The sequence below is a fragment of the Gilliamella sp. B3022 genome, from assembly GCF_028751545.1.
Taxonomy (GTDB): domain Bacteria; phylum Pseudomonadota; class Gammaproteobacteria; order Enterobacterales; family Orbaceae; genus Gilliamella.
On the sequence record NZ_CP071867.1, the window covers coordinates 2,213,963 to 2,226,315 of the forward strand.

A 12,353-nucleotide genomic window follows, 5' to 3' on the forward strand; every position below is an offset into this window, starting at 1 on the left:
CTAGTATAAATGGATGATTTATGTCTACATTCAAGCAATATCAAATCAATTTTTAGCACTCTAATTGAGTTAGTTAAAAGCGAAAAACGATATCGGCTAACAATAAAAATTTGGAAAGACAAACGAACTATTGATCAAAACTCACTATCTCATATGTGGTACACAGATATAGCCAAACAAGCTAATCAACGGTCAAAAACTAATTCATACACAATGGATAGCGTTAAACACGATTTAAAGGAGATGTTTTTAGGATATGAGGAAATAGAACACAAAAACGTCACAACAGGAGAAATAACCAAAAAACTGGAGTTAATAAAAACATCCAATTTGGATAGTGGGGAAATGCATTTTTTTCTACAGCAGGTTGAAACGTGGTCATATCAAAATGGGTTTAAATTACGAATACCAAATGATAGTGAGTACAGAAAATTACAATTAGAGCAGGTGACATGATGAAGGCATTAATTTTTACATTTTTTATGATTATTTTTATCACTACAGGATTTATGTTTATGGCGTATGTGTGGAGCGGTGCAGATTTTTTTAATAAAGTTGTGGGAATGGTAGGGGGATTTTCGTTTTTCTCTAGTCTGTTTATGTCACCACTGTTTTTCATGTTTTATGATGAATGTGTGGGTTGAAAATTCATGTCCAGAAAACACAAACTAATTAAAACAGGTTTTAAATGTCCAGAATGCAACGGCGAATGTGTATATAACATGGATTTGGATTTATTTGTCTGCAATCGTCCGTTGGTCAGTGTTAACGGTGAGATTTTAGGCTCATGCGGTAAATTTTATATGAACAAAACCAGAGCGAAATCATGAGTAAATTAACAAAATTAGCCAGAGGGCGTGAGTGCACCGTTAGGCTCCCGTGTTGTAACCACAACCCAGAAACAACCGTGTTGGCTCATTATCGATTAGCTGGTACCTGTGGTGTGGGTATGAAACCGAACGATTTACAGGGTGCATGGGCATGTTCGGCGCGTCATGATGAAATTGACCGTAGAACGAGGATGTGTGAACACGAATTTGTTAGGTTAGCCCATGCTGAGGGAGTTTTTAGAACTCAATATGAGTTAATAAAAGAAGAGGCAATAAAATTATGATTCATTTAACGTTACCGTATCCGCCGTCAGTAAATAATTATTGGCGCATGTCACACGGTCGTTTTTATATTGATCAGAAGGGCGTAGATTTTAGAAATGCTGTGCAATCCATTGTATTGCAGGCACGAGCTAACAACAAGGTAAGAGGGCGATTAAAGGCTGAAATTTTCGCTATTATGCCAGATAGACGAGTTAGAGATTTAGATAATCTAAATAAGGCGATTTTGGACTCATTAACATATTCACAGGTCATCGAGGATGACAAACATATTGATGATTTACGCATAGTTAGAGCTGGTTATGAAAAAAATAACGGTCGAATTGAAATTTATATCAGCGAGTTAATAGAGGGGGAGCAATGTTAGCAGAATATAAATACATTGATGATGAGCCAATTGAGCCCGCAAAACCTATTGCATCAGTTAGATTTCAATCCGATTATGATATTACGGACATTCTCACTCGTTGGGGTAATTGGGCTCGAAAAGAAGCTTATTTACAACAAAAAAACTTTAGTCTTTATAAATCAGAACAGGAACAATTTAAGGAGTCATGCTCAGATGATGATGGTTTATTGATTGATTCAATGATAACCGCATTAGGGAAAATGAAAACACAAAAATCACAGGACGAGTATCATGTATTAAAACTATATTATTTCGGTGAAATTAGAATGTTAGACGACACAGTAATGATCGTAACTCAATCATTACGTGGTATAGCTAAAATCACAGGGATAAACAAGGACAACGTCAAATCATTAAAGGAGAGCGGGGAGAGTTGCATTATTGGCATGCTGGCAATGCAAACAATGTTAACTGGCGTAGAGCTCGAGTTATTGCAAAACATTAGGTTATTAAAATAATTCGATAAATAATTAAAATAATATAATGATAACTATTGACTGTCTATACAATTAGTGGTATAAAGATACTAACAATCAAGAATTGTATCTAAAACCGCTTAACTGCGGTTTTTTTGTGCTCAGTTTTTGGCAATCGGTGAGCATTTTTCATATTTTCTTCCTTTTTAATTAAGTCCGATTGCCATTTTTTATATCTAATTTTGAGTACCAACTCATCACAGAATCGGTAGCAATGCTAGACACGCACATAACTAACATTTAGCTAGTACGCTACCTCTCATTAAATCAAATTAAGAAATAAAAAAATGGATAAATATTCTTCACCCGTCTCATATTTCTGGGGCGCTATATGTACGCTGTTTGGTGCCCTAAGTCTGAATGATATTGCTGTTGTGGTGGGTATCATTTTGTCTATAGCAACATTTATCATTAACTGGCTGTATAAACGACGAGATTTTTATCACAAAAAGAACCTGAGAGAGCAATACTATGAAAAAAACAAAAAGAATAGTGACAGGTACGATTTGTAGTGTTTCGGTAATTATCAGTATGGTATTAGCTAATCACTCATCTGAAATCCGAACGAGCGAAGCAGGTCTTGAAATAATTGGTAATGCTGAATCATGCGTTAGAGAGCCATACTATTGTCCTGCGAATGCGTTAACAGTCGGTATTGGATCAACTGTTAATGTTGAGCAAAAAACATATTCAGATGAAGAAATAGCTAAGCGCTGGGTGGATGATATTAAAACGGCTGAACAATGCATTAATCGTCATGCCAATGGTTTTCATCTACCGCAATCAGTCTTTGACGCTGTAACTTCAATTACTTTTAACGTAGGATGCACAAAAATGCGTGCATCAACGATGTATAGATATCTAAATACTGGTGAATACAAAGCCGCGTGTAACGAGTTTCCAAAATGGAATAAAGCGGGTGGTAAAGTTTTGAATGGTTTAGTTGCTCGTCGAGAAAAGGAAAGGGCATTATGTCTATCTTATGCTTTATCATCGCCTCAATAATGGCGGTTAATGATGTCAACGGCTGGGGTTGGTTTTTATTTGTATCGTTATTGTTGAGTGATGAGTTATGTCTAAATTAAATACGTCGCTTATGGTAACGACAATAATATTATTTTTAGTGAGCGGATTTTCAATCTACTTCGCTTTCAGCTGCTGGCAAGATGAAAAAATCGCTAAAGAAAAAATTACAACGCTAACCGTTCAAATCGATCAGTTAAATAAAAACATCGAAAAAAACAATCAAATCATTGCAGATAATGAATTATCAAAACGTGAACTAGAAAATCAATCACTAGAACGGCAGGAGCAAATTAATGAGCAACTTAAAGATAATGATTGTGCTAAGCAGTTTGTGCCTATGCCTGTTTCTGCAAGCTTGTACAACCGAGCGAAAAATATACGTAAATAGACCGATACCAGCAAATCTATTAAGTAACTGTTTACCAAATTTACCACCTAATCCCATGACTTTTGGTGATAGCTTCCGATATAACGAGCATTTATTAAATGTCATTGAGAAGTGTAATGCAGATAAAAGGGCTATCAAGCAGATTGCTAATGAATAAAAGCGCGTCGGTTGAGTGTTAGCGCGACTAAATGATAAAAGCAAGCAGCCATCAAACTGGTTACGCCTTGATTCTACTCAAGAACTAATCCAAGAATTGGAGCACTCCTCAAATATGAGGACTGAACAAAAAGCAATTGAGGTTATAAATGGTGGTAATTATCGAGGTACATATGTATGCAAAGAATTAGTTTATGCTTATGCTATGTGGATTAATGCAAGGTTTCATCTTTATGTGATCCGAACCTTTGATGAAGTAATCGAGCAAGATTATCAACGACAACGATTAAGAGAATTGGCAAAAGTTGAATATAAGCTAATGACTGATGCAATAAAATTTGAGAAGGAACATCAAGAAAAGGAAGTTAAGTATTTCCACTTTAGTAATGAAGCTGATTTAATCAACCGTATAGCTTTAGGGATGACATCAGCGAAATTTAAAGTATTTCACGAAATTGGAAAGACAGAATCAATCCGAGATTATTTAACTCCGTGTCAAATTAAATGCATTACTGACCTTCAAAGAGCTAATACAACATTTATTCAATTAGGTATGGAGTTCGAAGATAGAAAAGTTAAGCTGATGGAGCTATTCAAACGAAACCATATTATTTCATTGTTTGATGAACAACATCATATAGCCGCCTAGTGCGGTTTTTTTATTGTCTGGAGAAAATTATGACAAAGGGCGAAAAGAAAAAAATAGGTCGCCCAAGTGAACTAGCCGATTGTTTAGTCAAGGCTAAAGAATACTTGCTTGGGGACTATGAAACGTTTGGTGATGTAGTTCCAAGCGTTGCAGGTCTTGCTTGCTATCTCGGTAAGCACAAGTCATCAATGTATGAATATGCAAAACAAAACAAAGAGTTTTCCGACACGCTAGAAGCAATTAAAACGTTACAAGAGAATAAACTTATAAACGGCGGATTAGCTAGTTCATTTAATCCAACCATTACAAAGCTGATGCTATCTAATCACGGCTATAGCGAAAAACAAGAAATCGATCATCAATCATCGGATAGTTCGATGTCACCAAAACCAACTCGAATAGAGCTGGTCGCACCCATAGAGTAAACACCATGACAACAGCACAAATACAGTTACCTAAAAAATTGATATCTGTGTTTGTGGCTGAAAATGTCAGGTATCGTGGCGCATACGGTGGACGAGGTAGCGCTAAAACTCGTTCATTCGCATTGATGACAGCGATTAAAGGTTATCAATTTGCAGAAGAAGGAAAAAGTGGCGTAATACTATGCGCTCGTGAGTTTATGAACTCATTAGCTGATTCAAGCATGGAAGAAGTCAAGCAAGCAATTCACTCTATTGACTGGTTAAAAGATTACTACGATATTGGGCAGAACTATATCAGAACTAAAAACGGATTAGTTAGCTATGTGTTTTGTGGTCTACGTCATAATCTCGACAGCATTAAATCAAAAGCGCGAATATTGCTATGCTGGGTTGATGAAGCGGAAAACGTATCCGAAATAGCATGGCGAAAACTCACTCCAACAGTTCGTGAGACTAATTCTGAAATATGGGTGACATGGAACCCTGAAACAGAGGGAAGTCCAACAGATAAAAGATTTAGACAAAACCCACCTGAAAATTCAATCATTGTCGAACTAAATTATAACGATAACCCATTTTTCCCTGATGTTCTGGAGCAAGAGAGATTAAATGACCTGACCCGACTGGATTACGCATCATATGCTTGGATATGGGAAGGCGCTTATCTCGAAAACTCCGATAAACAAGTACTGAGTGGCTGTTACAAAGTTGAGGCGTTTGACGATAATCTTTATAAAAAAGCCGACCGATTATTATTTGGCGCAGATTTCGGCTTTGCTAATGACCCGAATACATTAATACGGTCATTTATTCTAAATGATTGTCTGTATATTGAGTATGAGGCGTATGGTGTTCATATAGAACTGGACGAAATGCCGGCTTTTTATGATTCAGTGCCAGAAGCAAGAAAATGGATTATCAAAGGTGATTGCTCAAGACCTGAAACTATCAGCCACATCAAGCGCAAAGGCTTCAATATCTCAGCAGCTAAAAAATGGCAAGGCAGTGTTGAGGACGGTATCGCATTTCTGCGTGGATTTAAACAAATCATCATCCACCCTCGCTGCAAGCATGCAGCAGAAGAGGCGCGATTATATAGTTATAAAATTGATCGCGTAACGGGTGAAGTTTTGCCAATTATTGCTGATACAAACAATCATTGCTGGGATGCTGTCAGGTACTCATTAGACGGTTACATTAAACAAAGCAACGTTCTTGGCATATTAGTTAAAAGTAGGTAAACATGACCACACAATTACAATTAGCGGTTAATCACGCATTAGCTGTTAACCAATCACTAGACCAAAGACAAGCAGCTCAGCAACGAATGGCATACTTAAACAAAGGGGCTTATGGTAACACCAAGCGTGACCGAATTTATGAGGAATTCGGATATCCCAGAAATTTAACCTTTGACCATTTTTATAGCATGTATGAGCGCAACTCAATTGCAGGTGCAGCGGTTGACAGGATGATTAACGGATGCTGGGAAGATTACCCTGAAATATTTGAGGGCGATAAAGAGAAAGACGCTGAGGGCGTCACTAATTGGGATAGAAAAACGGCTAAAATTTTAAAAAAATGCTTTCCAGTTATTAAAGAAGCCGATAAAAGAGGATTAATCGGTCGGTATTCTGCAATGTTAATTCAGGTAAGAGATAATAAAGAATGGCATGAAAAAATAGATAAAAATACTTTAAAGAAATCTAAAGAATATGGCTTGGTGAGATTAATTCCTGTCTGGGAAGCTCAGCTTGATGTGAGCGAGTGGGATGATGATCCTAATAGTGAGGATTACGGCTATCCTAAAATGTATCGTTACATGAACTTGCCGGTAGGTGAGAACACATCAGCACCATCAAGAGAGTTAAAAGTTCATCCAGACCGTATTATTATTTTATGTGAGCGAGCGCCAGATGGTTTATTAACTAATGGCTATTCAATTCTCAAAAAAGGCTATAACGATGCATTAGACATGGAAAAAACAAGTGGCGGCGCTGCTGAAGGATTTCTTAAAAATGCCAGCCGGCAACTTAATTTTAACTTTAGCAAAGAGGCTTCTTTAGACCAAATAGCCAAGTTATATGGCGTAGAGTTAGATGAGCTAGCCAATGCGGTTGATAAGCAAGTTAGAGAATTGAATAACAATACTGATTCATCGGTCATTATGCAGGACGGTAGCGTCAGCGTATTGTCGGTTGCACCTGCTGATCCCTCATCAACTTTTAATACCTCATTAAGTAAATTTGCCTCATCCATTCCAATGCCTGTAAAAGTTTTAATCGGGCAAATAACAGGTGAAAGAGCTTCAACAGAGGATAATAAAGATTGGGCTAAAACGCGAATGAGTAGGCGTAATGGCTTTTTAACTTCCGTGATAGAAAGCTTTATAACTCGACTTTGGAAAATTGGCATTATTGACGCGCCAAAAAATGAAGAAATCACTGTTTCATGGTCTGATTTACTCGCGCCAAGTTATGCTGAAAAACTCGAAAATGCGAATAAATTAGCAGAAGTGGCAGCTAAAACCACAAACGCTTTAGGTACATCAGTTATTAAAGCTAATGAAATAAGGGCTGCTGCTGAATTGCCAACATTACCAGAGCTTGAAGATGATGTAATTGATAAACCAGAAGGCGACCCTTTAGATGATGAAAACGGACAGGATAAAAAGTCCGATAATACCAAGAAATAAAAAAGACCCCACCCAATCTTATAAATCACTCAATAAAACTTATCGCAATATCGAAAATCGCTACTACAACATTAAATTAAGGCTAAAAGATATTTTCAACCAATATTTAGTTGGTCGAGAGCGATCACCGAATCAAGGTTACATCTTCCGTGAAGGTGTGATTTATCAAGCCAATTCAAACTATATCTATGACATTTCGCCAAACGACTTAGAAGCGTTATTGGCAATGGTTCAGGACATATTAGACGAATACTTGCTTGAGGGTGGGCGCGATGAATTTTGGATGTTATCGACAATTGAGAACGAATACCAGCGGGGCACTCACTCCGCCTATACTAATTTAGCGCAGCAATCCGCTTATTATGCAGAGCAAACAGCCTTTGTAACTTTATTGTCAAGACCTGCATACCTAAATCAAATTAAACAAGCCTTTTTATTAACTTTCAGCGACTGGAAGGGATTAACCGAAGCTGCAAAAGCAGATTTATGCCATGTTTTAGCTAGCGCTATAGCAAGATGTATCAATCCAAGAGAAACCGCTCAAATTATCAGTAAACGACTTGATGTTTCAATGTCTAAAGCTAAAGCTTTAGCTCAAACCGAACAATTAAGAGGGTATCGTCAATCCATTTGGAATGAAACTGAATGGACTACTGAAAGATTAGGTTTGAGGGTCGGCTTGTTGCATATGTCTGCAAAACTTATAACCAGCCGATTAACTCATGTTTATTGGGACGGAAGAATAAGAACGGTTGAAGAGGTGAGGAATTGGTATGAGGAGGGCGGCAACGCCTTTAATTGCCATTGCTCGCAAATACCGATATTGCTCAATGAAAAAGGTGAGCCTTTTAATAAATTTGTAATAGAGAAACTTAGTAAGGAGCGTGAAGAATGGCTCAAAGAGAGGGCAAAAACTGATGAATAAAGTTACGGTTAATGTGCTTTCGGTTATTAATAAATCATCAAAAATCACGAAAGAATCAATCAACAATAAAGAGCATTTTATCATTCGCGATGTCGTCCCAGTTGTTGATGATGTTGTGATGAATAATGGTTTATATCCGAAAGATGAAATAGACAAAAGTTATATGTCAATAAACGGCAACTTGATGCCAATTGGACACCCTAAAGTCAATGGTCAATTTGTGTCGGCAAGCAATGCTAAAGCTATTAACGAATATTACGGTGGTGCATGGGCTGAAAATGTCCACAAAGATAATGACAAAGTGTTACTTGATTGTTATGTGGATATTGAATTTGCAAAAAATCACGAGAAAGGCAAGCAACTTCTAAATAGGTTAGAAAGCATGATGAATGGTGAGGATGCTAATCCTATTCATGTATCTACTGGATTAATTCTAAACAAGGTATATCAGTCTGGAAAATCAAAGGGCAAAGCTTATGATTGGGTGGCTACTAATATGCATTTTGACCATGTGGCTATCCTTCTGAACGAACAAGGCGCGGCTACTCCAAGCGAGGGAGTGGGCATGTTCGTGAACTCAGATGGTGAATATCAGATTGAGAATGCCAATCTAGATGATTTAGAAGCAACACCCTCCAACTTATTATTAACAATTCAGAATACATTATCTGAAGCGCTAAAAAAATTCAAATTTAACAAAAAAGAGGAAATAGACCCAATGAAAGAGAAGATCTTACAGGTGTTAAGCGCCAAAGGGATTAAAACCGACGGCTTAGATGATGAGCAGTTATTAACTGCACTTAACGAGCAAGTCGCTAAAGAGGCTATCGATAAAAAGAAAACTGATGAAGATGAAGAAAAAAAGAAAAAGAAGGATGAAGAACAAAATAGCGAACAGACGCCGAAATGGGCTAAGACGCTAATTGATAAAGTTAATATCCTAGAGCAGATAGTAAGTGTAAATGCAGCAGCTGAAGAAAAAACCATGCGTGAAGCCGTAAAAGCTGCGTTTGGTATACCAGAAACAGCCGTCAATGAGATTAAAGGCGATGCTCTGAGTGCGTTATATGCGAAATGTCAGAAATCAGTACCAGTTAATAGCGCCTACAGTGCATCTAACAGCAATCAATCAATCTGCGAAATGCCAGAATAAGGAGAATTTTAATGACTAAAAGAGTTATTCATGCGGGTGGTGTATTCCCTAACCCAACGTTAAACCGCGAAGGTAAAGCTGCTGTTAGTTTTATGCCTGGTACGATATGTATCTTTGAGAACGGTAAAGTTAAACCAGCTTTAGATGATACAGAAGAAGGCATTAAGTATGTTGCTAACTATGATTATCTACGTGGTAAAGACGTAAAAAGCGCAATTAAATTAGGAGATTGGGTTGTTTGTATGCATCCAACTCAAGGCACGTTTTACAATGTTACCGCTAATGCTGGTGTTTATAAAAAAGGTGACCCATTACAAATTATCGAAGGACAAGTAACGATGGGCGGCGATGCGTCATCTCAATTTTTTGCAGAAGAAACAATCACTATCACAACAGCTGGTGATTTACTGCGTGTTGTAGTGAAGTAAGGATAATTAATCAATGTTTTATTTTTCTAAAAAAGAAGCTGAAAAACGGGGTTTTGTAGATTCTCAAAATGCTCAATTTGCAGCATTAGCCGAAGCAAGGCGGGCGGGGATGCAATCGGTTGCCGACTTTATCAATCAAAGCCGAGGTAATAATAACGCTAATGATTACCTGAATGTAACTAATGCAATTGATGATATTAGACGCCTATATAAAGCTCAAGACGCTGTTGTGTTAAAGGAGTTTGAGCCAAACACTGAATTTACCGTGTTGAATGATTTAATGGGCTTCTCTCGTTCTGTTCGTATTGATGAATCTGTCTATGAATATGCTAAAACAGGCGGTGGCGGTAGTGCGCATACTTCTATGTCAGGTCAAGTCGGTGCGTTATTAAATGCAACTATCTATGCTTTCGATGGAACTATTGTTCCAATTCATGATACAGGTTTCAAATTCCCATGGCGTGACCCTATTTTTGGTAAAGGCTCAGCATTGCAATCCTTAGCGGATGCGCAAGAAAACTCAGTAAAAATTGTTCGTCGTAAATATGTTGATTATATCTTTGACGGTTTTAAAGATGAAGATGGTAATTTTATCGTGTTTGATAAAAAAACTTGGAAAGGTTTTAAATACGATGAACGAGTTCAACAAGTTACCTTAGCTTTTGATTTCGCCAATAGCAAAGACCCAGCCAAAATTCGTGCTGAAGCCATCAAACTTCGCGATGCTTTAAAGGTTTCTAATAAGCAATACGCTAAACAAACTTGGTACGTTTCTGCGGAGATCATGTCGAATTGGGAGCAATACTTTGACAGCAACCAAATTCGCACCGTTTTAGAAGAAATTAAAAAACTTTCAGGCATCGAAGATATCAAAGAAGATAGCAAGTTAACAGGTAATCAAATTCTTATTATTCCTTTAGGAGCTGGCATTATTGCTCCAATTGTTGGGCAAGCGTTTGGTACTGTTGCCGATCCTCGACTTTATTATAACTCTGACTATGTTTGGCGCACATGGGGTGCTGCTGGAATAATGGTTAAAACCGATATTAACGGCAATCATTCTGTTATTTTCGCATCAAGTTAAGGAGTAATAATGAAAGTTAAAGTACTAACAGCCAATATTATGGTTGACTATAAGAAAGTTGAAAAGGGGCGGGTTATTGACCTGTCAAAAGACATCGCAGAACGATTTATTAAAGCAGAACTAGTTGAATCTATTGTTGAGACCACAAAGGAAAAAGTTGAACCACTTATTGTGATTGTCGATGGAAAAGAGTTCAATTTAGCTAATAAAACAGGAAAAAACCTCGCCGAATTTGCAACGCAGTATAAATTAGAGGGTCAACGCAAAGAAGAGACAGTGCAAGAGTTTGCTGAGCGTCTTAAGGCTGAATACGAAGCCAGTCTAACAAAGGAGTAAATAAATGTCTCAACTTATAGATAAATCAGAAGCAAAATCCTTTATCTCTGAGTTGGGCTTTTCTATTCCTGATTCAGTATTAGAACTATTAATTGAACAAGTTGGCAAACATGATGCTTGCTTATCTCAATACGGTAATGTCACGGCAAAGCTATTGTCGTTATATGCTGTTGCTAGATTGGCTTCATTGTCTGGTGCAAGGAAAATATCATCGCAGGGTTCGCCAAGTGGCGCTAGTCGTTCATTTACATACGATAACAATGGCACGGACTATTTACTAACTCAGATTCGGGCATGGGATAAAAATAATTGCCTGTCGGATTTACCGTTAGATAGTGGACGCGTGGGCTTCTTTGCAGTTGTTGGAGGTTGTAATGAGTAGCGCAGCTAATTGGGCATATACAGCTATAGCTACGATTTGGCGCGCTTCTGGCGTAAATGAGTATGGCGCTAAGGTCTTTCATCCTCCAGAGCTAATTTATTGCGATTATGGTCTTGAGTCTGCAACTAGGTTAGGCGATATCGGAACAGGGTTTGTTATTAAAAACACATTCTGGACTGAATACGCTTTAGCCAATGAGGGTGATTTTATCTTGATTGGTAAATTCACGGAACTTGATCCAATCAGAGCTGGCGCAGATGAAATTAAGCACATTGCTCGATATGCAGACACATTCGAGCGACTAGCGGATGATTATACATTGATAACAGGAGTTTGATATGGGCATTAAGGTTAGTGGTGTTAGAGATTGTATAAATCGATTAAATACCATAGTTGGTGATGTTCAAGCTAGAAAATCAGTAAGAGCCATACAGTCTGCCTTATTGATCGGTGGTACCCGTGCTGCATTATATACGCCGATTGATACCTCAACACTACTCAATAGCCAATATCGTGAAATGTTCATAAATGGTAATCGCTTAACGGGTCGCGTTGGTTATTCGGCTAATTATGCAGCATATGTTCATGATCCGAATCGCTCAATGAAATTTAAGCGATCAACTGCTAAAAAAGAATTCTTGTATAAAGGGTTTGAGGATGAAAAGGCAACTATCGACCAAGCTGTCCGCAGGGAGATGAAATTGTGAAA

General features: G+C 37.7%; 21 protein-coding genes. All 21 read left to right on the plus strand.

The features are described from left to right. The first annotated feature begins 9 nt into the window (after positions 1 to 9). On the plus strand, positions 10 to 456 hold the full coding sequence (locus J4T76_RS10080) for a hypothetical protein (RefSeq protein ID WP_267363252.1): 447 nt from the start codon (positions 10 to 12) through the stop codon (positions 454 to 456). Beyond that, positions 453 to 644: a hypothetical protein gene (locus J4T76_RS10085; protein ID WP_274460465.1), complete on the plus strand. Its 192-nt coding sequence runs from the start codon at positions 453 to 455 to the stop codon at positions 642 to 644. The genes J4T76_RS10080 and J4T76_RS10085 overlap by 4 nt, the downstream gene beginning before the upstream one ends. Before the next feature lie 182 nt (positions 645 to 826). Continuing rightward, the gene (locus J4T76_RS10090) at positions 827 to 1,114 is read left to right on the plus strand and encodes a DUF1364 domain-containing protein (protein WP_267363255.1); all 288 of its coding nucleotides are present in this window, start codon (positions 827 to 829) and stop codon (positions 1,112 to 1,114) included. Continuing rightward, the gene (locus J4T76_RS10095; protein ID WP_267331536.1) at positions 1,111 to 1,479 is read left to right on the plus strand and encodes a RusA family crossover junction endodeoxyribonuclease; all 369 of its coding nucleotides are present in this window, start codon (positions 1,111 to 1,113) and stop codon (positions 1,477 to 1,479) included. The genes J4T76_RS10090 and J4T76_RS10095 overlap by 4 nt, the downstream gene beginning before the upstream one ends. After that, entirely contained in the window at positions 1,473 to 1,979 is a 507-nt protein-coding gene (locus J4T76_RS10100) for an antiterminator Q family protein (protein ID WP_267363256.1), read from the plus strand. The genes J4T76_RS10095 and J4T76_RS10100 overlap by 7 nt, the downstream gene beginning before the upstream one ends. A gap of 305 nt (positions 1,980 to 2,284) precedes the next feature. After that, complete coding sequence (locus J4T76_RS11925; RefSeq protein WP_416380229.1) at positions 2,285 to 2,509, plus strand: phage holin family protein; 225 nt, start codon at positions 2,285 to 2,287, stop codon at positions 2,507 to 2,509. Continuing rightward, complete coding sequence (locus J4T76_RS10105) at positions 2,469 to 3,002, plus strand: lysozyme (RefSeq protein ID WP_267342128.1); 534 nt, start codon at positions 2,469 to 2,471, stop codon at positions 3,000 to 3,002. Before J4T76_RS11925 ends, J4T76_RS10105 begins: the two co-directional genes overlap by 41 nt. A gap of 67 nt (positions 3,003 to 3,069) precedes the next feature. Then, positions 3,070 to 3,411, plus strand: coding sequence for a hypothetical protein (locus J4T76_RS10110; protein WP_267356251.1), 342 nt, complete (start codon positions 3,070 to 3,072; stop codon positions 3,409 to 3,411). Next, positions 3,335 to 3,568 carry an Rz1-like lysis system protein LysC gene (lysC, locus tag J4T76_RS11930; RefSeq protein ID WP_443135244.1) on the plus strand — a complete coding sequence of 78 codons (234 nt, stop codon included), beginning with the start codon at positions 3,335 to 3,337 and terminating at the stop codon, positions 3,566 to 3,568. Before J4T76_RS10110 ends, lysC begins: the two co-directional genes overlap by 77 nt. A 15-nt stretch (positions 3,569 to 3,583) precedes the next feature. Further along, positions 3,584 to 4,216 (plus strand): KilA-N domain-containing protein, encoded by a 633-nt coding sequence (locus J4T76_RS10115; protein ID WP_267356252.1) that lies wholly within the window; start codon positions 3,584 to 3,586, stop codon positions 4,214 to 4,216. Positions 4,217 to 4,245: 29 nt separating this feature from the next. Beyond that, the gene (locus J4T76_RS10120; protein ID WP_324123806.1) at positions 4,246 to 4,641 is read left to right on the plus strand and encodes a DNA-packaging protein; all 396 of its coding nucleotides are present in this window, start codon (positions 4,246 to 4,248) and stop codon (positions 4,639 to 4,641) included. A 5-nt stretch (positions 4,642 to 4,646) separates the two neighbouring features. Further along, positions 4,647 to 5,882, plus strand: coding sequence for a PBSX family phage terminase large subunit (locus J4T76_RS10125; protein WP_267356255.1), 1,236 nt, complete (start codon positions 4,647 to 4,649; stop codon positions 5,880 to 5,882). A 2-nt stretch (positions 5,883 to 5,884) separates the two neighbouring features. Next, positions 5,885 to 7,336 carry an anti-CBASS protein Acb1 family protein gene (locus J4T76_RS10130; protein ID WP_267356257.1) on the plus strand — a complete coding sequence of 484 codons (1,452 nt, stop codon included), beginning with the start codon at positions 5,885 to 5,887 and terminating at the stop codon, positions 7,334 to 7,336. Continuing rightward, positions 7,290 to 8,261, plus strand: a complete 972-nt coding sequence (locus J4T76_RS10135; RefSeq protein WP_274460467.1) for a hypothetical protein — start codon at positions 7,290 to 7,292, stop codon at positions 8,259 to 8,261. Before J4T76_RS10130 ends, J4T76_RS10135 begins: the two co-directional genes overlap by 47 nt. Next, a complete protein-coding gene (locus J4T76_RS10140; RefSeq protein ID WP_267354891.1) occupies positions 8,254 to 9,414 on the plus strand; it encodes a hypothetical protein in 1,161 nt (386 codons plus the stop codon). The genes J4T76_RS10135 and J4T76_RS10140 overlap by 8 nt, the downstream gene beginning before the upstream one ends. Positions 9,415 to 9,425: 11 nt before the next feature. Next, positions 9,426 to 9,842: a hypothetical protein gene (locus tag J4T76_RS10145; protein WP_267345695.1), complete on the plus strand. Its 417-nt coding sequence runs from the start codon at positions 9,426 to 9,428 to the stop codon at positions 9,840 to 9,842. 13 nt (positions 9,843 to 9,855) lie between these two features. Beyond that, entirely contained in the window at positions 9,856 to 10,926 is a 1,071-nt protein-coding gene (locus J4T76_RS10150; RefSeq protein WP_274460468.1) for a major capsid protein, read from the plus strand. Positions 10,927 to 10,935: 9 nt separating this feature from the next. Further along, a complete protein-coding gene (locus tag J4T76_RS10155; RefSeq protein WP_267340736.1) occupies positions 10,936 to 11,262 on the plus strand; it encodes a hypothetical protein in 327 nt (108 codons plus the stop codon). A gap of 4 nt (positions 11,263 to 11,266) precedes the next feature. Next, on the plus strand, positions 11,267 to 11,644 hold the full coding sequence (locus J4T76_RS10160; RefSeq protein ID WP_267340737.1) for a DUF7370 family protein: 378 nt from the start codon (positions 11,267 to 11,269) through the stop codon (positions 11,642 to 11,644). After that, positions 11,637 to 11,981 carry a hypothetical protein gene (locus tag J4T76_RS10165; RefSeq protein WP_267340739.1) on the plus strand — a complete coding sequence of 115 codons (345 nt, stop codon included), beginning with the start codon at positions 11,637 to 11,639 and terminating at the stop codon, positions 11,979 to 11,981. The genes J4T76_RS10160 and J4T76_RS10165 overlap by 8 nt, the downstream gene beginning before the upstream one ends. Before the next feature lies 1 nt (position 11,982). After that, positions 11,983 to 12,351 carry an HK97 gp10 family phage protein gene (locus J4T76_RS10170; RefSeq protein ID WP_267340740.1) on the plus strand — a complete coding sequence of 123 codons (369 nt, stop codon included), beginning with the start codon at positions 11,983 to 11,985 and terminating at the stop codon, positions 12,349 to 12,351. Positions 12,352 to 12,353: the final 2 nt, after the last annotated feature.